At 44.7% G+C, this 22,057-nt stretch carries 15 protein-coding genes; 3 read left to right on the top strand and 12 right to left on the bottom strand.

The window, feature by feature from the left end; translation table 11 throughout:
- Positions 1-361: 361 nt before the first annotated feature.
- The 4 genes from HYN49_RS12945 to HYN49_RS12930 all read right to left on the bottom strand — a co-directional run bounded on the left by HYN49_RS12945 (position 362) and on the right by HYN49_RS12930 (position 3,189).
- A complete protein-coding gene (locus tag HYN49_RS12945) occupies positions 362-1,234 on the bottom strand; it encodes a hypothetical protein (protein WP_245892191.1) in 873 nt (290 codons plus the stop codon).
- A 45-nt stretch (positions 1,235-1,279) separates the two neighbouring features.
- The gene (gene kdsA / locus HYN49_RS12940; protein ID WP_108904506.1) at positions 1,280-2,098 is read right to left on the bottom strand and encodes a 3-deoxy-8-phosphooctulonate synthase; all 819 of its coding nucleotides are present in this window, start codon (positions 2,096-2,098) and stop codon (positions 1,280-1,282) included.
- A 137-nt stretch (positions 2,099-2,235) separates the two neighbouring features.
- Complete coding sequence (locus HYN49_RS12935) at positions 2,236-2,697, bottom strand: 2-dehydro-3-deoxyphosphooctonate aldolase (protein WP_108904505.1); 462 nt, start codon at positions 2,695-2,697, stop codon at positions 2,236-2,238.
- Between the two features lie 6 nt (positions 2,698-2,703).
- The gene (locus tag HYN49_RS12930) at positions 2,704-3,189 is read right to left on the bottom strand and encodes a DUF4199 domain-containing protein (RefSeq protein ID WP_108904504.1); all 486 of its coding nucleotides are present in this window, start codon (positions 3,187-3,189) and stop codon (positions 2,704-2,706) included.
- A 210-nt stretch (positions 3,190-3,399) separates the two neighbouring features.
- Here HYN49_RS12930 and HYN49_RS12925 point away from each other — a divergent pair, with 210 nt between their 5' ends.
- The 3 genes from HYN49_RS12925 (at position 3,400) to HYN49_RS12915 (ending at position 4,873) form a co-directional block, all read left to right on the top strand.
- Positions 3,400-3,957, top strand: coding sequence for a YeeE/YedE family protein (locus HYN49_RS12925; protein WP_108904503.1), 558 nt, complete (start codon positions 3,400-3,402; stop codon positions 3,955-3,957).
- Between the two features lie 3 nt (positions 3,958-3,960).
- Positions 3,961-4,374, top strand: coding sequence for a DUF6691 family protein (locus tag HYN49_RS12920; RefSeq protein WP_108904502.1), 414 nt, complete (start codon positions 3,961-3,963; stop codon positions 4,372-4,374).
- An 85-nt stretch (positions 4,375-4,459) separates the two neighbouring features.
- Entirely contained in the window at positions 4,460-4,873 is a 414-nt protein-coding gene (locus tag HYN49_RS12915) for a lipocalin-like domain-containing protein (RefSeq protein ID WP_108904501.1), read from the top strand.
- A 69-nt stretch (positions 4,874-4,942) separates the two neighbouring features.
- Here HYN49_RS12915 and HYN49_RS12910 read toward each other — a convergent pair whose 3' ends face one another.
- From HYN49_RS12910 to HYN49_RS12875, 8 genes are all read right to left on the bottom strand, one after another.
- Positions 4,943-5,698 (bottom strand): glycoside hydrolase family 16 protein, encoded by a 756-nt coding sequence (locus HYN49_RS12910; RefSeq protein WP_108904500.1) that lies wholly within the window; start codon positions 5,696-5,698, stop codon positions 4,943-4,945.
- A 5-nt stretch (positions 5,699-5,703) separates the two neighbouring features.
- A complete protein-coding gene (bglX, locus tag HYN49_RS12905) occupies positions 5,704-8,001 on the bottom strand; it encodes a beta-glucosidase BglX (protein WP_108904499.1) in 2,298 nt (765 codons plus the stop codon).
- Between the two features lie 66 nt (positions 8,002-8,067).
- Entirely contained in the window at positions 8,068-9,696 is a 1,629-nt protein-coding gene (locus HYN49_RS12900; RefSeq protein WP_108905079.1) for a family 16 glycosylhydrolase, read from the bottom strand.
- Between the two features lie 8 nt (positions 9,697-9,704).
- On the bottom strand, positions 9,705-11,261 hold the full coding sequence (locus tag HYN49_RS12895) for a PKD domain-containing protein (protein WP_108904498.1): 1,557 nt from the start codon (positions 11,259-11,261) through the stop codon (positions 9,705-9,707).
- A gap of 12 nt (positions 11,262-11,273) precedes the next feature.
- Positions 11,274-12,737, bottom strand: a complete 1,464-nt coding sequence (locus HYN49_RS12890; RefSeq protein ID WP_108905078.1) for a RagB/SusD family nutrient uptake outer membrane protein — start codon at positions 12,735-12,737, stop codon at positions 11,274-11,276.
- 10 nt (positions 12,738-12,747) lie between these two features.
- Positions 12,748-15,813, bottom strand: coding sequence for a SusC/RagA family TonB-linked outer membrane protein (locus tag HYN49_RS12885; protein WP_108904497.1), 3,066 nt, complete (start codon positions 15,811-15,813; stop codon positions 12,748-12,750).
- Between the two features lie 328 nt (positions 15,814-16,141).
- Positions 16,142-18,829, bottom strand: a complete 2,688-nt coding sequence (locus HYN49_RS12880; protein ID WP_108905077.1) for a helix-turn-helix and ligand-binding sensor domain-containing protein — start codon at positions 18,827-18,829, stop codon at positions 16,142-16,144.
- Between the two features lie 246 nt (positions 18,830-19,075).
- Entirely contained in the window at positions 19,076-21,916 is a 2,841-nt protein-coding gene (locus tag HYN49_RS12875; protein ID WP_146185103.1) for a T9SS type A sorting domain-containing protein, read from the bottom strand.
- Positions 21,917-22,057: the final 141 nt, after the last annotated feature.

The following is a 22,057-nucleotide window of genomic DNA, read 5'->3' as shown; positions in this document are numbered from 1 at the left end:
AATAGCGTAATTTTTTTCATAAATAAATTGTTAGATGTTGTTAATGTTTTGCTAAGATAAGATGTATTCTTGCCATTTTGCTTAACAAATACGCTGTGATATGTATAAATCACAAAAAAATATGCAGAGTATAATTTTTGTAACAAAAGCGGTTTTGACTAATTTTTTTGGCGCCCCCTGCGGGCCGCGCTCTACGCGGTGCGCGGCACCCTGCTTCGATCGCTGGTGCGGTCCCAGGTCCATTTCAGGTAATTTCTCCTAAAGACGCCAGGCCAGGGCATAAAAAAACCAGCCCGAAATACCAGCTGGTTTTATATGTGATTGTCTGACTGAAGACTGCAACTGCAAACGGTAATTTCACTTACACCCTGAAAATCCCACCGACCGCAATAATGCGCTGCAGGAAAAAGAAATGCTGCGAAGCATGGTCGCTGTCACTTTTGGTCGTACGGATGTCCTGCATGTCGATATAACCGCCCTTAATCTCACCCTGGATGTAAAAATGCTTGAAGAACGTGATATTCAATCCAGTCTTTAATGATACGCCATACCCTGAGATATGAAAATCATCATGCCTGTCGCGGCCCAGTAACTTTGTATTGGTCTTCGGGAAAAGGAATCCCGCACCGACACCTTCGGTTACATTAACCTGGATCTTATCCGTATTCGCGATGGTCAGCAACGATGAAATGTCATCGGTACGGGAAAATTCGGTATTAACATAATTGAGCCCGTCCGTATGCTCATATTGCAGGAAGTCTTCGCTCATTTCTGTATCAGTATTATCATAAGTCCCATTAAATACCGACCCTTCCTCCGAAGCAGGTAAATTGATATGGCCGGTCACATTCGCCATCTGGTTTTGTGTCATCACATATTTCATGTGATCCCAACCGATCGAAATGCTGTAATGGTCATTAATGAAATACCCCATCCTGAAATTGGTCTGCGGAATCGTCATGCGTCCCGGGTTTAAATAATCAAGGTGATAGCCCTTAGGTTTGTCGTGCGCTTCCATGTCATACACGGTAAAATCATAACCATCGCCCCAAAACCTCACATCGGAACGGCTGAAGCTCTCACGGTTGCCACCCCAGGAAACGAAAAATTTCCCTTTGTTGTGGGCCGTATATTTATCATTGGAAAAACGACTGTCAACCTTATCAGGAATACCTTTTTTTGGGAGACTGTTTTCCTGCGCAAAAGTGTATTGGGAAACCATCATCGCTGCCATAAAGGCAAAAACATTTTTAAGCATTGTAGTGGGAAATAATAAGAATTAAAATGAATTCACGGTTTTGCGGATGGCCACAAGCTTCTGCATCAGTGGCTCGAAATAATCCAGGTGGAGCATGTTTGCCCCATCGCTTTTGGCATTTGCCGGGTCAAAATGCGTTTCGATAAAAATCCCGTCAACGCCTACGGCGATTCCCGCTTTGGCCACGGTTTCAATCATGTCGGGGCGTCCGCCGGTCACACCCGCCGTCTGGTTTGGCTGTTGTAAGGAATGTGTTACGTCCAGTACGGTCGTCGCATATTGCTGCATCGTCGGGATACCACGGTAATCGACAATCATGTCCTGGTACCCGAACATCGTTCCGCGGTCGGTCACCATTACGTTTTCATTATGGCAGTCCAAGACCTTCTGTACCGCATGCTTCATGCTCTCCGGACTCATAAATTGCCCTTTCTTGAGGTTTACTGTTTTTCCGGTGTTTGCCGCAGCCACAACAAGATCCGTCTGGCGTACCAGGAACGCAGGAATCTGCAATACATCCACATATTCTGCAGCCATGGCAGCATCTTCATTCGTATGGATGTCGGTTACTGTCGGGACATCAAAAGTTTCCGATACCTTACGCAATATCTTCAATGCCTTTTCATCCCCAATACCGCAGAAACTGTCAATCCGGGAACGATTTGCCTTTTTGAAAGAACCTTTGAAAACGTAAGGAATCTGTAGATTATCTGTAATGGTAATAAGGCGCTCGGCAATGCGCATCGCCATTTCTTCTCCTTCGATAGCGCATGGGCCCGCTAAAAGAAAGAAATTACCACTGTCTAAATGTTTGATTTTAGGGATATTGTTTAAATCCATCTGTGTTGCTTTTTTGAGGTGCAAAGATAATGATGAATTATGAATTTTTGATGAACATTGGGAAAACAAGTTACTGAGGTACTGAGCTGCTGAGTTTCTTAGCCTCTCAGCAACTCAGCAACTCAGACGCAAAGCTGCTACTTTCTCCTCAATGTCAACCCCACAGGCACTTTCACTTCACCTTTATCATAAATATTGATATAAAGTTTTGCCGGTTTGTGCGGCCCGTCCCAGTCGGCTTCATAGACCTGCAGCATCCCTACGCCGCCAATTTCGTTGCGCTTGGTAGGGTAGGGGCAGCAATCCTCAAGTTTTCTGAAGCGCAGCTTTTCGCCGTTCGGTCCGGCAAGCGCATTAAGGTAGCGCTCCGCATTGATGGTGTCGTTTTTGATGTCGAGATAAAATACGTTTATAGGGTAGTCCTTATCATAACCATATTTCGGATCATTGCTGTATTCCTTAATTTCAAAAGTATTGTCTTTCAGCAGCACCATGTCTGGCGCATTATTGTCAATATTCCTGATGGTGCTTTTGGTACTGACGCAGGAAATCACTGTTGCTGTGGCCAAAGCCAATATTATTCCGTTGCTTATTCTCATGGCTTTCTATTTTTGGTGTTTATTCCTAACAACGCGTGAAGCCGCGGTGGCGTATATCATCCCGACGGAAAGTGTCAGGAAAATCGTCTGGGTTATGTAATCCGGGAAACTGAAATAATCTTTAATCGCCTGTGGATTGGCATTTTTTGAAGCCATGGCGCGTTTGATCATGTTCGGGAAAAATTCCGGGGCAATCGATTTCTGGATCACTATTTGTGCAAATGGCATCAAGATCGCAATGAACAATGTCATGTAAATCCCGGAAATGCTGCCCTGCTTCCAATCCATGCTGTTCGCGAAATAATCGGTTTTTTTCTCCCTTACGGCCATTAAATAGATCAGGAAGGCAAGCACATAGAACCCCAGAGAATACCAAATGTAATTCTCAATATTGGTATCATACGCCCCGGTATATTTTTCAAGGAAAATCCAGGCGATATAAATAAAAATATACCTGATGGCCCACTTGATTTCGATTGCAAATTTTTTCATGTAATGTAATTTCGGTTTCAAAAATAAGCAGAATAATTTTAATTTTCAGGAGCTGTTCCGGCTGTCTGCTATATCTTTTTCTTTTTAAAGAAAAAAGAAAAAGGATGCCGCTTCCATCCGGGCTAAAGCCGTGCCGTTTCCCGTTCGCGGGGACTGCCGACGGTGACTGCGACTGAAAACTTTTCCCTACATTTGCCAAAATTCATTAAAATGGAACTAATTAACCAAACCTGGCCCTGGTATATTTCGGGTTTCCTTATCGGGATGGTCATGTTGGTGCTGATTTTCTTCGGGAAGACTTTCGGTATGTCCTCTAACCTGCGTTCGCTTTGCACCATTGCAGGCGCCGGTAAATACGTCGACTTTTTTAATTTCGACTGGAAATCACAGCGCTGGAACCTGGCTGTTGTATTCGGTGCGATGATCGGCGGATTCGTAGCGGTACATTATATGTCCGATCCATCGAATGTAGCCATCAATCCAAAAACCATCGAACAATTGCATACACTGGGTTTTGAAGCCCCGAACGGCAAACTGGCCCCTGACAATATGTTCGGGAATGAAGCCTTTCAATCTCCGCAAATGCTTGCGATACTCCTGATTGGCGGTTTGCTTATCGGGTTTGGCTCAAGATATGCCGGTGGCTGTACGTCCGGTCACGCGATTCAGGGGCTGAGCAACCTTCAGTTGCCTTCTTTGAAAGCCGTGATTGGTTTTTTTGTTGGCGGACTGATCATGACCTGGCTGTTGTACCCTTTAATCTTCTAACGTATGAAGGCTTTAAAATATATCATCACCGGATTTGTTTTCGGGATAGTGCTCACAAAATCAGAAGCGGTTTCATGGTACCGCATTTACGAAATGTTTCAATTCCAGTCGTTCCACATGTACGGGATCATCGGGGTGGCTGTGGCAACCGGACTCATTGGAGTGCAATGGATCAAAAGGAAAAATGCCAAAGATATCAAAGGGGAACCCATTGTTATACAGGATAAAGAGAAGGGTTCGGCCCGGTATTGGATCGGCGGAGTGCTGTTCGGCCTGGGATGGGCGCTGGTGGGTTCCTGCCCGGGCCCGATTTTCATCCTGATTGGTGCTGGATTTTTTCCTGTGATTGTAATCTTAATCGGCGCATTATCAGGAACTTTCCTCTACGGCATCATGAAAGACAAATTGCCACATTAAAATTATAGTTAAAAAAAACTTAATGGATTAAAAAAAATTACTATTATTGCCCCACATAAAACAAATTAATCAAAATTTTAAAAAAATGAAAAACGTTTTAAAGATTGCAGTATTGGTATTGAGTATGGCTTTTGTAGGTTGCAGCAGCGACGACGATGAGGCTTCTATCGTAGGAAAATGGAATTTTTCTAAAGAAGGTTTGGCTGCTCAGGGCCAGGAAGTTTTAAGCGATTACACACACGCTACTGGTTGTACTAAAGACAATGTAGAGTTCAAAGCTGACGGAACAATTACTGATACGTTCTACGATGATGCTTGTGCTGCAACAGTTACAAACGGAACTTACACTAAAAGCGGTAACACTGTTGTTGTAACTATGGATGGTGAGGCTACAACTTATGAAGTGAAGCAGTTGTCAGGATCTTCATTGAAAGTTTACAACACTGAAACTTTTGAGGGTCAGACTTTCACTAACGTAACTGTGTTTACCAAAAACTAAGACCAATCGGTTAGTATTAAAAAAAGGCGCTGTTTTACGGCGCCTTTTTCATTGGAACTAACTTTAACTTTATTGATACACTTTTACATAGTCGATGATATATTCCTGTGGAAAAATAGTGTCATCTACCGCAGGCCCACCGAAATTACCTCCTATGGCGCAGTTGATGATGATGTAAAACGGCTGGTTAAAAGGCCAGTTTCCGTCCGTTTTATTTTCAGGCTGGTAGGTGTAGACCAATTGGTCATCTACGTAAAACGTAATTTTATCGGCATCCCATTCGGTTGCATATACATGGAATCCTTCCTCAACCGTTTCAATTTTTGTCTTTTTGGAACTGGCATGATCGCCGTGCGTGTCCTTGGTATGTAAAGTGGTGTATACCATATCCGGTTCACGACCAATGTATTCGAGGATGTCAATCTCACCGCATTGTGGCCAGCCCACTGTACTTATATTTTCGCCGAGCATCCAGAACGCAGGCCAGATTCCCTGCCCGACAGGGATTTTAGCACGGGCTTCAATACGGCCATACTTAAACTGCCGCTTGCCTTGCGTCGTAATACGCGTAGAGGAATATTTATCTCCTTCCTTTTTGGCCATAATCACAAGCTTGCCGTCAATGATTTTGTGGTTTTCTTTTGTATACAATTGCCTTTCGTTATTGCCCCATCCGCAGTTTGGGCAACCGTCGCCAAGTTCAAAATTCCAGTCTTTTTCATTTAAGGCTTTGCCGTTGAAATTTTCCTGCCAGACTAATTTTCGTTTGCTTTGCTGTGCAAATCCACAATTTACGGCCAGCAACAGGATTAGTAATTTTTTCATAAAGGCTAATTTACATATTTAAAATCCGCGCTAAGCGGGGCGTCCGAATTGCCACCGATGAACACTTTGAAATCACCCGGCTCTGCTTCCCAACGCTGTTTCGGTGTATAGTATTGGATGTGTTTTTTGTCAATTTTGAAAGTAATGGTTTTGGTTTCGCCAGACTTCAACGGCACCATTTCAAACCCTTTCAATTCCCTTACCGGCCTTGTAGCGCTGCCAAAAAGATCGCGAAGGTACATTTGTACGACTTCCTTTCCGTCTGCTTTTCCGGTATTTTTTACATCGACAGAAACCTTGATTTCCTCATTTCCGGAAAAAGTATTACTGCTTAAACGGATATTCGAATATTCAAATCTGGAATAGCTCAGGCCATATCCGAACGGATATAAAGGCGTATTTTTCTCATCGCCGTAATGCGACCAGAATACGCTTTCCCCACCGCCATTTGGCCTTCCTGTGTTTTTATGGTTGTAGTAGATGGGCAATTGCCCGACATTTCTGGGGAATGACATCGGGAGTTTGCCACTCGGATTGTAATCGCCGTACAAAACCTGTGCGATGGCGTTGCCGCTTTCGGTGCCCAATTGCCAGGCTTCCACAATCGCGGGCACATTGGCATCCGCCCAATTTAAGATTAATGGACGGCCGCTGTTGACAACCAATACGATATTTTTGTTGGCTTTGTAAACCGCTTCCAGCAATTCCTGCTGCATTCCGGGAAGCTCCAAATCCACACGGCTGCGGCCTTCCCCGGTCTGGAAACCGATTTCGCCTAGGACCATCACGACAACATCAGCATCTTTTGCTGCAGCCACCGCTTTATCCAATCCGCTTTTATCTGTCACGTTAATTTTGGTTTCAGATCCAAAAACGGGTGTTCCTACAGCTACATCTACCCCCTTTTCAAACACAAGCTGGTTGCCGGTATATTTTTGCATGCCTTCCAGTACAGATACTGCCGAACCGTCTTTTGCAGCAGCGCGCCAGCTTCCCAAAGGACTGCTTTTATCATTTGCCAAAGCGCCTATCAGCGCGATTTTTTGGCCGGATTTCTTTAGCGGAAGCAAATCGTTTTGGTTCTTGAGCAGGACAATTGATTTTTTTGCCATATCCAAAACACCATCGTGGAATTCCTTTTTCCCGACTGTAGCTTTTTCGTTGGCCTCGTTGCAATATTTATAAGGATCATCAAATAATCCCAATTCGAATTTTACTTTTAAGATCCTCCTGGCCGAATCGTCAATGTAACTTTCCTTTACCTTTCCTTCGCGAACCAATGCAGCAAGATGTTCTACATAAACGGAAGATTCCATATCCATATCTGAACCGCCGTTGGCAGCAATTTCAGCGGCTTCCTTACCGTCTTTGGCCTGGCCATGCGCAATCATTTCGCCCATGGAACCCCAGTCTGACACCACAAAACCATTAAACCCCCAATCGCCTTTAAGGACATCCCGTTGCAAAAATGCGCTTCCCGTGGAAGGGATTCCGTTGATTTCGTTAAAAGAATTCATGAAAGTGTATACGCCAGCATCGACAGTGGCCTTAAAGGGTGGGAAAACTACGTTGTAGAGCGTCTCATTTCCCATATCGACCGTATTGTAATCGCGGCCGGCTTCAGCAAAACCATAGGCTGCAAAATGTTTGGTACAGGCTACAATGGTTTTGGCGTTTTTAAAATCATTCCCCTGGAAGCCTTTTACCCTGGCATAGGCGATTTTGCTTCCCAGGTACGGATCTTCGCCGGCACCTTCCATGACGCGGCCCCAGCGTGCATCGCGGGTAATGTCGACCATCGGCGCGAAAGTCCAGTTTACACCTACTGAAGCGGCTTCCTCAGCGGCAATGGCAGCCGATTTCTGGATGGCTTCCAAATCCCAGCTTGCGGATTCGGCTAACGGTATTGGACTTAAGGTCTGGTAACCATGGATCACATCATAACCAAAAATCACAGGGATATGCAGGCGTGTTTCCTCTACGGCAATTTTCTGCAGTGCGCGAACGTCTTTTGTGCCTAAAACATTCAGCATCGAACCCACCCAGCCTTTTTTAAGATGTTCGTATTTGATGGCGGCAGCACCGTCTTTTGGTGCAGGCCCTGTGACTTCCCAAAAGCCGTTGTATTGGTTCATCTGCCCGATTTTTTCTTCCAAAGTCATCAGTCTTAAAACCGAATCCGCTTTACGGTCAATGTCCGTTTTGGCAGAGGCCTGGTGCTGCATGCCCGTTTTTTTTGTACTGCAACTCCATATCAGGGCTAAGGCAATTGCCAGCGAAAGAAATAAAATCCTTCTTCTCATTTTGTAGTTTGTTGGTAAGCAAAATGAAGGCCGGCATGTACCGGCCTTCTGCTAAAATTTAAAATATTATTGGTAAACCCTTACGTAATCGACTTCCATAGTGGATTGCGTAAATGCGGGATCAATCGTGCCACCGAAATTTCCGCCCATCGCCACGTTCATAATCAGGAAGAAATCAGCGTTGAAAGGCGAACCTGCGACATTGGCATAGGAATGGTACACATTCCCGTCGACATAAAACTTGATTGAAGTCGCGCTCCAGATCACCGAATACACGTGGAATTCTGTGGAAACATTCGGAACATTCGTACTGTTGGTATTTGCATTTCCACCGGAAGCTCCGGGATAATGCAAAGTTCCGTGAATCACGTTCTGGTTGTTGCCCACATGTTCCATCACATCGATTTCGCCGCAGGCAGGCCAGGAGTTCGTTGCATAATTTTGGCCCAATGCCCACAGTGCAGGCCAGGTCCCGCCGCCGATTGGCAATTTGGCACGGAACTCGATTTTCCCATATTTGAACTCAAATTTGTTTTCTGATTTCAACCTTGCGGAAGTGTAATTGGAACCCTCTTTTTTCGCAGTGATTTTCAGGTTACCGTCAGCAACAATCACATTGTCTGCACTGTTCGTATAGGACTGTACTTCATTATTTCCCCATCCGCCGGCACCGAGGTCGTATGACCATTTGGAAGCATCCGGTGCGCCGTTTACATCAAAATTATCTTCAAAAACGAGGTTGTCGAAATTGTCGTCACCCGGTTGTGTAGGAGGCTGCGTAGAAAAAGTGTGGTACCATGCCAGTGCCTCATTGCCGCCCATTACCGCCCGGACCACCATACGGTTTTCAGTGATCGACATAATCTCGTAAGTGCTTTGCTGTATGTAATAGCCCATGAAACCACCATCAGAGAAGGTCATTTGTGTACCCCTTTTAAGATTCGCTGCCACCAGGGAATTGGAAGGTGATAAGCTGACGGTTTTCACTCCGCCTGCGTTATAATCAAGGCATAAGTCGGAGCTGCCCGCACCGCCGCCAACGCTCAGGAAGGCCGCATTGAAGAAAGTCCGTCCCCCATTGTCAAGTTCATATTTCAGGATGCCGTTGTCGAGTGAGAACGTCAATTCATTGTCGTATAGACAAGCGCTGTCCGGTGATCCGGCTTTCTCGAATGGCTGCGCCTGATAGTAATCCCCATAATAATTTTTAGTGATGTCGTCATTATTTGGGCCTACGCCAAGGTGCCCGACTTCAGAAGCTGCCCAATACCATTTTTTCGAACTTCCGCCGGTCAGGAATTGTACCGCTTCATCATCTTTAAAGTCACTTTTTACTGTGATTTCGAGTGTAGTGCTCGTGGTTACGCCGCCTTTTCCGCTGGCCAAAACCGTTACGGAATAAGTATTTACTCCGTTTATGGTGAACCTTTTCTGGAAGATCCCGCTTGGGGAATTCTGCGCAGTGCCATCGCTGAAAATGTATTTGTAGCTGATGGCGTTTTCTGCGGTAGCGGTAAAATTGACGAAGCCACTGCCGTCGCCATTAGGATTGTCGGCTGATTGTCCTACAATTTCAGTATTAACCTGCAGGTTTGAAGGCGTATTGATGTCGCCAAAGCTATGGTCATCCTCACAGGCTGTAAAAGCACAGATGGCTGCGAGGAGGACTGCTGTTTTTCTGAATAAGTTTTTCATTTTCATATTTAATTTGAAAGTTGTATGTCGTCAAAATAATAGCTTGCACCGGTGCCGGCAGCGCCGAATCCGAAGAATACAACGACCCTTTGATAAGCGTTGGCATTGTTGATTCCGGTGAAATCATAAGTGAGTTCCTCCCAGCCGTTTGATGTGGTGGTCGTGGCATCGAGTTCGGTATTGATATTTGCGTTGGCAAAATTCTCGAGCTTCAGTTTTACGATGATTCCCGATTGCGGAGACCAGACTTTCATCTTAATCTTGTGCAGGCTTGAGAAATCAATCGGTTGTTGCAGGTTGATGAACGAACCGGCCCATACTTCGGAACCATTGTTCTTCACCAGTTTCGCTACCCTGGTACTGGTATTGATGCCTGTGGCGCTCGGGTTGTTTTCAACCGTAGTATTCGCACCGCCAAAACCGGTGAAGGTGTAGGTCAAAGCCAAATTCTGGAATGTCAGCGGAAGTACGATCTGCGCTGCGCCCGTTGTTTGCATAATGTCATCAAAATAGAAAGTGCTTCCGGTGCCATTGTTGCCGAAATCGTAGAAAATAACCAGCCTTTGGTAATTGTTGGCACTGTTGACACCTGCAAAATCATAGGTTAATGTTTCCCAGCCATTGGCCACGGTCGTAGTCATATCCTTTTCAATGTTGATATTGGCATTGCTCAGGTTTTCCAGTTTCAGTTTTACGATTTTGCCCGGAGCAGGGGAGTAGGTCTTGATCGAGATTTTCGTCATCGATGTAAAATCAATCGGCTGGTCTAGAGGCAAAGTGACTCCTGCCCAAACTTCAGCACCTGGATTTTTTGTGAGTCTTCCGACGCGTGCACTGGTATTGATTCCTGAAATCGATGGGTTGTCGACTACCGCAGAAACTGCGCCGCCAAAGTCACCGAAAGCATAATTCAATGTTGGTGATTCGAAGTTAACAGGCAATAAAAGCGGGTCAAATACCGTAACATCCTGCGTGACCTGCGACGTGGCTGCACCGCCGCTGAAAGCCGTCACCGTAATAGTGTAAGTGCCGACAGCTGCATAGGTATGTGAAATCGTCTGGCCTTCATTAAACTGTACAGGCACCTCATTCGGGTCATCGCCAAAACGCACTTCAAAATACGTCTCGAAAGCTGCGGAAGCACCCACATTCAACTGATAGGCATTGCCTACGGTAGCTGTTGCGGTCATCTGCAGGTTTTCAGGAGCTACGAACGTCACGTCGAGTTCCTGGGTGTATTCTGTGGTTTTGCCGTTTACGGTCATTGCGACGATTTTTACAGTGTAATGCCCTTCAGCAAAGATATGCTGAGTATCCTGCCCCGGAGCGACAGTGTCAGGCTCTGCAGTACCATCACCGAAATAAATTTCATAAGCCGAAACCCCTTCACCATTAGGGCGGATGGTCACTTTTCCGCTGTTATCATGGGAAATGGTGAATAAGGCAGAAATGTTTGTCGGGGCCGTAACGTCATCCAGGAAGCCGGTTCCGGAATCATTGTCGCCAGAGCAACTTAAGGTTATCGTTGCTAAAAATAAGCCGATAAGATATTTAAAATTTTTCATAGTCTTAAGGTATTAATTGTAACCTGGATTTTGTTGCCAGTTTCCATTTGAGAATTGCATTTCTTCAATTGGAATTGGAAATACTTCGTTTTTATTTATGGTAAATCCTTCAATTTCAGAAGCAGCTTTTTTCGTCCTTACAAGGTCAAAGAAACGGTGTCCTTCGCCCATAAGTTCGGTCCTTCTTTCCGCCCAGATCAGGTCAGTCAAAGCCGGTCCGACAGCAGTAATGTCGTGATTCGTATCGCCAAACGCACGCCTTCTTACCTTATTGAGGTATTCCTGAGCCTTTGCATCATCGAGCCCGCTGCGGTTGAACGCTTCGGCGGCCATCAGCAATACATCTGCGTAACGGATCGCACGGTAATTGTTCGGGTTGGTCAGGTTTTGGTCCCCGATATTGGCGTCACCTTTTCTAGGTAAATATTTGCGATTGAAAAATCCGGTGTGCTTATAACCAGTCCCATAAGTGGCATTATTGGCAGCAGCCCACGCCACGATATCGAGTATCGCCACATTTTTACGGTTGTCACCGATTTCAAAAGCATTCACGGCTTCCTGCCTTGGTACATTGAAACTAAACCCGGAATCAAAAAGCGGGCCGGTATAATTACGGATACCGCTGAAACCCACTGCCACATTTCCTTCGCTGCATTGCAGGCAGCCAAATCCGGCACCTTCAAGGTCAGTATATTGTACTTCGAAAACAGATTCAGGTCCATTTTCTCCTGCATTTTCAAAGATGGAATTATAATCGGTAACCAACGAATAAGTATTGGTACCGACCAAAGCCTCGAGTACATTAGCCGCTTCGGTGAATTTATCCTGGTACAGGTAAGCCTTGCCTAAAAGCGCCTGTGCGGCACCTTTCGTAGCCCTTCCCTTTTGGGCAGCCACAGGATTCAGGTTGTCGATAGCGAAAAGCAGGTCAGACTCGATCGAAGCGTATACGTCTTTTACTTCCGACCTTTTGATCGAAGTAATATCGGTAGTGGTAAACCTGGCATCTTTCAACGGAATCGGCCCGAACCACTTTACCAGTTCGAAATTGTAATACGCGCGCAGGAAATAGGTCTCGCCCAGCACCTGGTTTTTGTTAGGAAAATCCGTCTTATCCTTAAATTCGATGATGTAATTGCAACGGTTTACCCCGGCAAACATCCAGTCCCAAAGGTTTTTGAGGTTTGCGTTTACGGGTGTGTGCGTCATGTCATCAATTTGCTGGAATCCGATGACATCGGTAGCGCTTTCCCCGCCTGAAGCCGTGTTGTCCGAGGCGATTTCGCCAAGCATGGCATTGAGGTAAGTGGATTGTAGCAGATCGTAGGCACCGATAAGCGCCCTGTTGTAATCATCTTCAGAATTAAAATAGTTTTCTGAGTCGATAGAGTAGGGTGGTTTGTCTACGGTATAGTCGTCTCCGCAACTCAAGAATGCAAAGGCCGCTAAAGTAAATATTATAATATGCTTTTTCATTTCTTTAAAATTAAAAATTAAGATTGACACCGAACATATACGTTCTCGGAAGTGGGTAAAATCCGTTATCGATACCATTACCAATCGGGTTTCCATCAGGATTCACTGCTCCCGGATCAAAACCTTTGTATTTTGTGAAAGTGTAGATATTGTTTACACCAACATAAAGGCGCAATTTCGTGATGCCCGCCTTTTCAGTAAATTCCGGTTTGATGGTATATCCCAGCTGTGCATTCTGAATCCTCAGGAAGGAGGCATCTTCTACAAAATAATTAGAAAATACATTGTTGCCTGTAGCTTCGGTAGTGACGCGCGGGACATTGTTGCTTGTGCCTTCACCTGTCCATCTGTCGAGCACATAATCGAGCCTGTTTGCATCGCTGAGGGTCCTTTCATAATTCCTTACCATATCGTTTCCTAATGATGCATAGGCGTAGGCAGCGAAATCAAACCCTTTAAAAGTAAAGTTGAGGTTGAAACCCATAATCAGGTCAGGAATCGGATCGCCCAAGTTGGTACGATCTTCCGGGTTAATCACCCCATCGCCGTTCAAATCCTTAAACCGGATGTCTCCAGGCTGTGCTTCGGCACCAAGTGCGGCCTGCGAGGGATGTGCATTGACTTCAGCTTGGTTTTGAAATATGCCGTCGGTCTGGTAACCATAGAAATATCCAAGCGGTTTTCCTTCTTCCATCCTGGATGGCAGCAAGGACTGGCCCACGCCAAAACTACCCCCCTGAAGGAATGTGGTCGTGGTCTTATTTACTTTAAGCACTTCATTTTTTACGGTGGTGAGTGTATAGCTTGCGCCGAATTTAAAATTATCACTCACTTTATGGTTATAATTAAGCATAAATTCCACGCCAGCATTCCTAACCGATCCGGCATTGATGGTTGGAGAAGCACCTCCAGGGCCTCCTGCGCCTGCAGTTCCCGACACAGGTAGATCTTGTATCAATAGATTGTCTGTCCTGTTCAGATAATAATCGGCATTGATTTCAAGATCATTATTCAACAAATTCATATCAAAGCCGATGTCCAGTTTTTTAGCTTCTTCCCACTTCATGTCAGGATTTGATAAAGCACCGATTGCAGTTCCGTTAACCAGAACACCATCAAAAACATAAGTAGCCTCGCCATTCAGCTGGCCTACATATCCATACGGACGGATCTGGTCATTACCGGTAATACCAAAACTTCCCCTAAGCTTCAGGAAATCGATGATTTTGCTTTCACCAAAGAATGATTCTTTTGAAATCACCCAACCTGCAGTCATCGACGGGAAAAAAGCTACGCTGTTATTAGGTCCGAAACGTGTGGAAGAATCACGCCTTCCCATGGCAGATACCAGGTATTTTCCCATATAATCATACTGCACCCTTCCGAAGTATGACAATCTTTTGTCCTTATACTCATAAGAACCTACATCGCGTCCGCCGCTGGTGCCTAATGCAAGGGAAATATCAGCAAACTGCCAGGAGTTTTGTGGTACGTCATAACCTGTGGCAAACAAGCCATTGCCCCATTCTTTATAAATTGTGGTACCGAATGTGCCTGTGATATTATGCTTTTCTGCGAAAGACCTTTTGTAAGTTAAGTACGCATCAAAAGTATAGCTGTTGTCATTAGTCCTGTTTTGCGATACACTACTGCGGGTAATGTCAAACACCTTTCCTCCATAATTGACCTGCTTGGCAAACGTTTTTCCTTTGCTATTGTAATTGTTGGCGCCCATCCTTGCTGTAAATACAAGATCTTTGGAAATCGTATAATCAAGGCCAAAAGTCCCTTGTAGTTTCCTGCCATCATAATCATTATAAGTATTGGCAAGCTGCGCCATTGGGTTGATGATTTCGATTCCCAGTCCAGGGGAATTCGGGACGAGGGTAAAATCGCCATTCGCATCTCTTATTGCCTGTGTGGATGGTGTATTGATGGCATTAAATAGTACAGATCCCAATCCGAAATCATTGAAAGTATCCCTGTCAAGGTACGTATAAATAAAATTACTCTCTAATTTCAGTTTGCTTGTTAATTCCGCTGTAAGTGCTATCCTCGCACTGTTTCTTTTATAGTGCGATTTTTCTCCACCGATGATACCTTCCTGTGTCAAATCGGAAGCGCTTACCGCATAAGTGATTTTTTCAGAACCTCCGTTAACTGAAAAATCGTGGCTGATGATTGGCGCGGAGGTAGCAAATATCTCTTTCTGCCAATCGGTACCCTTGCCTAACCCGGATGCATCAGGAAAGGGCAGTGGCTGGCCGCCGTTCGCATACCTTTCGTTAAGCAGTAATGCATACTCTGTAGCATTCAATAATGGAAGTTTCCGTGAGGTTTCCTGAAAGCCGGTATAACCGTTGTAGGAGAATTTTGCAGCGGTGTTCTTTTTGCCTTTTTTGGTTGTGACCAGGATAATCCCGTTCGCACCAATTACGCCATATACTGCAGCCTGGACATCTTTCAGTACAGTAATGGTTTCGATGTCGTTTGGATTAAGCAGGTTCATGTCAGTACCTATATCGTAACCATCTACAATAATGCGTGGCCCATTTGTGCCATTCGTTGCGATACCCCTGATTCTGATGGCATAGCTTGAACCAGGCGAGCCGCCCGTCCCATTTACCACTACTCCGGAAGCGGTACCTTGTAATGCTTGTGTTGCATCGATTGGTTTTAGCGTTTCTAGTGTCTTCGCGCTTACTACAGATACTGCGCCGGTAACTTCCTTTTTACGCTGGGTTCCGTAACCAATCACTATCACTTCATCAAGGGATTTGCTGTCCTCTGGTAATGAAATGTCAAGATTTTTATTGTCTGCGGTTATGGTGTAAGATACATTTTGGTATCCCACATAAGAAAAGACAATAATACTTCCCGATGGAATGTCGTTCAGGCTGTAATTTCCGTCAAGGTCTGTCATAGTACCTTTAGAATTGTTCTTTACCTGTACGCTGACTCCGGGCATCGGAACGCCGGATTTTTCATCTTTTACCGTTCCCCCGATATCGACGCTCTGAGCGAAGCCGAAAACCGAGAACAACAGCAAATACATTAATGCATAAGTTGACTTCATGTTTCTATTTTTTGTTTGGACTAAAATTAGTCGGGTGTATTGATAATTCACTAAAATAAGCCACAACAAAAAACATACAATGAAAAAATAGAACGGTTTTTTTTGAAGAATGGCAAAAAGAACCAGTGTTAACAGGATTTTAAGAAATTGTTTCCAACGTAATGGCTCCTTCTGAAACCAATAAGTACGCCAGCTATACCGTTATTGTTGTGGTGATGTATAGGAAATTTTAACAGTAATTGGATTGTGTAGAGTTTGAAAAAATACCGCTGATAAATGATTCAGGGTTTTGTGGCTGAAGTACCTATCTGTACTGTTTGGAATAAGATTAAATCGCTAAAATATATTCGACCAATCCCTGTTCGTGCGACAAGTCCATTTTCTTACGTAGTCGGTAACGCTTGATTTCAACGCTGCGTACCGAAATGTTCAGTAGCGGAGCAATCTCCTTCGAGGAAAGGTTTAGCCTTAAATAAGCGCAAAGCCTCAGGTCATTCGGTGTTAATGAAGGATGCGCAGCTTTTATCTTTTTAAGGAAATCTTTATCCGCATTGTTGAAGGCTTCCTTAAAGGCATTCCAGGTATCTTCCTCGTTGATATTTTTATTGATGGTCGTAATCACCGACTTGATATTCCTGTTGTTAGGGTCATCGGTGGTTTTCTTTAAATCGTCCTTGATCAGCGTGAGCAATTCGTTTTTCTGGATCAAACTCATCGTGGATGCGGCGAGTTCCCGGTTTTTACTGTCGACATCCATGGTAAGCTGCTCGTTGCGTATCTTCATCAGCTGCTGCTCGTTTTCTAATTCCTTGATTTCCAGCAAAAGGTTGTTTTCCTCGATGAGTTTTTCTTTTTGCTTTTGGTAATAATTCTTATAGGATTTGTTGATGAAATGCGCGAGTACCAGTAATAAGATAATATAAATGAGTACTGCAAGGTTCGTGGCATACCAGGGTTTTAGTATCGTAAACTGATAGGCAGCGATATTTTCAGAATACAGGCTTCCGATTTTGGCACGAACCTTAAACGTATAACTCCCTGCAGGCAGGTTCTTGAAACTGATTGTGGATTTGGAAGACAAAGGGCTCCACGAATCCTGCATCCCATCAAGCAGGTATTGGTATTCGGCGTTGATGTATTTATTGTACTCGGGAATGGTGTACGTAAAAGTAATGTTGTTGTTGCTGTATTTGAATTCGCCGGCATCCGGGATTGAAGCATAATGCGAAGCGGCGTTCATCGCGTTCGTCGTAACGGCGGTAATGAGGATGTTATAATTGCTTACGCCGAAATCATCTATGTTGAGCGTATAATAACCGTCGGTGGTGCCAATGAGGTAATTCGACGGACTGATGCGGCTGATGTTTTCATAACCGAGCATTGAATTGGTCAGCGATGCCGGGATCGGGATGACATTCTGTTTCAAACCTGCGCTGAGTTTCCCCGGTGAAAAATAATTGATGTAATTTTTAGTGAAAAGCCACAGCTTGTTTGAATTGTCCACGACCAGGTTTCCGGACGTATAATCGTCCTTTTCGAAAATACTGCTTAAGAATTTGTCTTTTTCAAAAGCAGTGGTTTTTGGATTCAAACGGAATACCCCTTCTTTATATGCGTAATAAATATTGCCATTGAATTTTGTAAGCCCTGCATTTTTTCCTTTCAGCGGCGTAGTGTAAGCCTTCAATCCACTACCTCTTTCAAAATTATCATCGACAGTAATCCTGAAAACGCCTTTGTATTCGTGGCTGATGTAAATGTCATGGTTGCTGCCCAGTTCAAAATATTTTGCAGAATAATCAAATCCGGTAATCCTGTTGCGGAATGACCAGCCGCTGCCCGTTCGCTGCAGTACTGAAATACCATAGTAATTCCCCTGGAGCAACAAATCGGGCCTGTTTGAAACGGTTTCAAATTTCCACGTCCCCGATCCACTGAAAATGTGCTGCGCATTGCTTCCATTGAGGATGTATGTACCGGTATCGTGCCCACAGAACAGTGTGCCGCCGTACTCAAATAGCGACCAAACCTGGCCTTTTGTGCCGGGAACAAACTGGAACGGTGCTGCCGAATAATAATCCCTGCAGAACAATCCCTGGTTGGTGCCTACATATAACATGTCATGATGCAGGATGGAAGCATATACGGTCCCCAGGATTCCGGTATCGTCAGTAAAACTCTTTACCGGCGACTGCAGGTTGACGCAATTGATGCCATTGTCGAGCCCTATCCAGAGGTTTTTGTCGGTGTCTTCAAACAAAGATAAAGCCGTGTTATTGCTAAGGCCTTTACTTTGTGTAAGATGGTACCTGATTTTTCCTTCTTTGGATAAAATAAAAACACCATTCGATACGCAGCCAAGCGCAAAGCCGCCATCGGAAAGGAGTTGGGTGTAATACACGCTGCTTTGGGCAAGGGCTTCATCAGCTTCAGTAACCCATTTTGTGATGGCACCATTGTTGTAACGGTAGAATCCGTTGAATTGCGTCTGGATGATGAGTCCGTCATTTTCTGCAATCAGTCCGACAATTTTATTTGTGATTAATAAAGGATTGTTTGAAACCAATATGCTTTTGCCATTCTCAATCTCGAAAAGCCCTTCGCCGACAGTCTGGTAATAAATGGCATTGCCGGTCTTGAATGCTTTATTGATCAGGCTTTTCGGATGGATGATATTAAATTTGCCGCTTTTGGAATCGTAAATGTAAATGCGGTTCAGCGATTGGAAGATGATCCATTGGTCGTATTGCAGGATATTCCAGAACTGCTCATCAGGCAAAATTTTGCTTTTGATTCCCTTACTTAGGGAGCTGTACTTCAGCCTCCCATCCTTCTGCCTTTTCCAAAACCCGAATTCCATGTAACAGCCTGTATAAACCTTATCACCGATGACTTTCACCGAGCGCATAATGGTTTCGTTCGGGGTGGGGTATAACTTCCAGTCCGTGCCGTTAAATTCGATCAGGCCTTCAGTATTGGCCGAATAGATGTAGTGATTTTTGTCCTGGCCCATCATCCAGTTCTGGTTGCCCGCTTCATATAGCGACGGGCTGTATTTGAGAATAGGCGGCAGGTCCTGTGCGTTCAGGATTGCTGTGGCAAGAAGGAGTAAGGGGAGTATTTTTTTAAGCAACCGTATTTGTATTTTATAGTTAGTTAGCTAAGGCCGATAAAAATAAAGAATCTTTTGCAGCAGATGGAAGTCAGTTGTAAAAAAAAAGCACGAAACCAGGTTCGTGCTTTTTAATATTAAAGTCATTTTTTATTTGATGATGAGTTTTTGTGATGCCGTCTTTCCTTGGCTGGTTGCATTTACGAAATAAATTCCGGCATGCAGTCGGCTTACATCAACTGAAATGTTCATCGCAGCAGGGGTAAGGCTGATGACCTTTTGACCGATAGCATTGAATATAACTACATTGTCGATATTTTGCTGTGCTGACAATTGTACCGAAGTCGTTGCAGGATTAGGATACATGGTCATTTTTACAGACTCATTTTCACCTACGCCCAATTGATCTGTGCTGAAATACACATTATCGACATATACTTTGGCACCATTGCTTGCAAAGATCAGTTGTGCAATGTGCTGCCTGCCCATCAGGTTTGTGAAATCGCTTAGCGGAATCTGGATGGTGTTCCAGTCGCTTAATGTAAGTCCGTTGAACGTGATTTCATGTTCTGTATCATCACCGCCTCCGAAAGCAGCATCTGCACCAAAATCGACAAGCTTCACTTTGAATACCGAGAAATTAGGCGACCATACATCCACGTTGAAATGTGTCATTCCCGTGATGTCAAGTTGCTGCGCTACAGTTTCAACCCCAACGAAGTTCAGTCCTGTGTATTTCTTGGTGTCATTGCCATCCACCTGTACATCAGCTAATGTTGCATCAGACCAGCTCGTGCGCCAGGTATCTACCGCTACGTTGGTGTAGGCGTTGCTGAACATTGACATTACCTGTGCTTCAGGCAAGGTCGGATCCGGAGCTGCTACCATCGGATCGGTTGGAATCACGATAATGGGTTCGTTGCTGAAATAAACATTGTCTACATACACTTTAGCGCCGCTGCTTGCAAAAATCAGCTGTGCGATATGTTCTCTGGTCGTCAGGTTTTCGAATTCTGTCAACGGAATATGTAGTGAAACCCATTGGCCTTGCGCCGGTGCGTTAAAGGTGATTTCATGCTCCTTGTCGTCGCCGCCACCGAATGCTGCATCCGCACCGAAATCAACCAGTTTCACTTTAAATACCGTAAAATCAGGGGACCATACATCAACATTGAAAACCGTCATGTCTGTAATATTCAATTGGTTTGCAACAGTTTCAACCCCTACAAAGCTTAAGCCGGTATATTTCTTGGTGTCGTTGCCAGCAATCTGTACATCTTCCAAAGTCGCGGCCGACCATGAAGTTTGCCAGGTGTCAACAGGCACATCCGTGTAAACATTGCTGAACAGTGACATGACATCGGTTTGTGGCAATACAGGATCCGGAGCTGCAGTCAGCGGATCAGTCACAGGAGGCGTGACAACTTCATCGCTGAAATATACATTGTCTACATATACTTTGGCATTTGAACTTGCAAAAATCAGCTGGGCGATGTGTTGCCTTCCCATCAGGTTTGCGAAATCGCTTAAAGGAATGTGCAGTGTCACCCATTGTCCCTGTGAAGGATTGTCAAAAGTGATTTCATGCTCCGTATCATCGCCGCCACCGAAAGCACCATCATTTCCGAAATCGACCAGCTTCACTTTAAACACTGTAAAATCAGGCGACCACACATCAACATTGAAGTGGCTCATGCCTGTAATATCGAGTTCCTGGGCGACAGTTTCAACGCCTACGAATACAAGTGACGTGTATTTTTTAGTGTCATTTCCAGCAACCTGTACGTCTTCCAATGCTGCGGATGACCAGCTTGTATGCCAGGTATCTACAGGCACGTTGGTGTAAACGTTGCTGAATAAGGACATTACATCAGTCTGGGGCAAAACAGGGTTTGGTGCTGCAGTTAAAGGATCCGTTACCGGAGGAACGGTGGTTTCATTGCTGAAATAGACATTGTCAACATATACTTTTCCACCGCCGCCGACAAAGATCAGCTGGGCGATGTGCTGTCTTCCCATCAGGTTCGTGAAATCGGTTAAAGGAATGTGTAAGGTAACCCACTGACTTAACGCCGGACTGTTGAAGGTAATCTCATGCTCAGTATCGTCACCGCCGCCAAAAGCTGCATCCGCACCAAAATCAACCAGTTTTACTTTGAAAACGGTAAAGTTTGGAGACCAAACGTCTACATTGAAATGCGTCATGCCGGTGATATCAAGCTGTTGTGCCACAGTTTCGATTCCGACGAAGTTGAGGCCGGTGTATTTCTTTACATCGTTTCCAGCCACCTGAACATCTGCCAATGTAGCATCGGACCATGAAGTACGCCAGGTATCGACAGCGACATTAGTATATACATTACTGAACAACGACATCACATCTGATGCAGGGGTTGTAGGGTCCGGGGCAGCTGTTACAGGATCTGTAACGACCGGTATTGTAACCTCGTTGCTGAAGTAGACATTATCGACAAATACTGTCGCACTGCCGCCAACCAGGATCAGTTGGGCAATGTGCTGCCTTGTCGTCAGGTTTTCAAATTCGGATAATGGAATGTGTAAATGAACCCACTGGCTTTGTGCAGGCGCATTGAACGTAATTTCGTGTTCCCTGTCGTCACCGCCACCGAAAGCTGCGTCCGCGCCGAAGTCAACAAGTTTAACCTTAAACAGCGGAAAGTCAGGAGACCAAACATCAATATTGAAATAGGTCATTGAAGTGATGTCAAGCTGGTTCGCGACGGTTTCAATCCCGACGAAACTCAGTCCAGTGTACTTTTTCACATCATTTCCGGCAATCTGCACATCTTCTACCGTTGCGGCTGACCAGGAAGTTTGCCAGGTGTCTACCGGCACGTTCGAATAGGCGTTGCTGAACATCGAAATTACATCCGATTGTGGTAATGTAGGAGAATCTGCCGGTGCAGCAGGTTGTTGTGAATAGCCTAATGAATATAACATCAGGCAAAGTGATATTGTAATTTTTTTCATAAATGGTTGATTTTTGTTTAAATCAAATGTAACTACGAATACGTTGTAGTGCTTCAAAAGCAGGCTATATAAAAACTATACATCCTATTACGATATCGTTGTAGTATAAAATGCCTTAAACAGCAAGGTTTTTCTATAAAA

The organism is Flavobacterium pallidum, from assembly GCF_003097535.1.
In the GTDB taxonomy this organism is placed as follows: domain Bacteria; phylum Bacteroidota; class Bacteroidia; order Flavobacteriales; family Flavobacteriaceae; genus Flavobacterium; species Flavobacterium pallidum.
Note: the sequence above shows the minus strand (reverse complement) of the source record. Positions and strands in the feature narration are given on the sequence as shown.

Excerpts from the sequence above, each read along its gene's own strand:
- HYN49_RS12890 (WP_108905078.1), bottom strand. The coding sequence starts at position 12,737 with ATGAAAAAGCATATTATAATATTTACTTTAGCGGCCTTTGCATTCTTG.
- HYN49_RS12895 (WP_108904498.1), bottom strand. The coding sequence starts at position 11,261 with ATGAAAAATTTTAAATATCTTATCGGCTTATTTTTAGCAACGATAACC.
- HYN49_RS12935 (WP_108904505.1), bottom strand. The coding sequence starts at position 2,697 with ATGAGAATAAGCAACGGAATAATATTGGCTTTGGCCACAGCAACAGTG.
- HYN49_RS12885 (WP_108904497.1), bottom strand. The coding sequence starts at position 15,813 with ATGAAGTCAACTTATGCATTAATGTATTTGCTGTTGTTCTCGGTTTTC.
- HYN49_RS12920 (WP_108904502.1), top strand. The coding sequence starts at position 3,961 with ATGAAGGCTTTAAAATATATCATCACCGGATTTGTTTTCGGGATAGTG.
- HYN49_RS12880 (WP_108905077.1), bottom strand. The coding sequence starts at position 18,829 with ATGATGGGCCAGGACAAAAATCACTACATCTATTCGGCCAATACTGAA.
- HYN49_RS12915 (WP_108904501.1), top strand. The coding sequence starts at position 4,460 with ATGAAAAACGTTTTAAAGATTGCAGTATTGGTATTGAGTATGGCTTTT.
- HYN49_RS12910 (WP_108904500.1), bottom strand. The coding sequence starts at position 5,698 with ATGAAAAAATTACTAATCCTGTTGCTGGCCGTAAATTGTGGATTTGCA.
- bglX (WP_108904499.1), bottom strand. The coding sequence starts at position 8,001 with ATGAGAAGAAGGATTTTATTTCTTTCGCTGGCAATTGCCTTAGCCCTG.
- kdsA (WP_108904506.1), bottom strand. The coding sequence starts at position 2,098 with ATGGATTTAAACAATATCCCTAAAATCAAACATTTAGACAGTGGTAAT.
- HYN49_RS12875 (WP_146185103.1), bottom strand. The coding sequence starts at position 21,916 with ATGAAAAAAATTACAATATCACTTTGCCTGATGTTATATTCATTAGGC.
- HYN49_RS12900 (WP_108905079.1), bottom strand. The coding sequence starts at position 9,696 with ATGAAAAACTTATTCAGAAAAACAGCAGTCCTCCTCGCAGCCATCTGT.
- HYN49_RS12930 (WP_108904504.1), bottom strand. The coding sequence starts at position 3,189 with ATGAAAAAATTTGCAATCGAAATCAAGTGGGCCATCAGGTATATTTTT.
- HYN49_RS12945 (WP_245892191.1), bottom strand. The coding sequence starts at position 1,234 with ATGGCAGCGATGATGGTTTCCCAATACACTTTTGCGCAGGAAAACAGT.
- HYN49_RS12925 (WP_108904503.1), top strand. The coding sequence starts at position 3,400 with ATGGAACTAATTAACCAAACCTGGCCCTGGTATATTTCGGGTTTCCTT.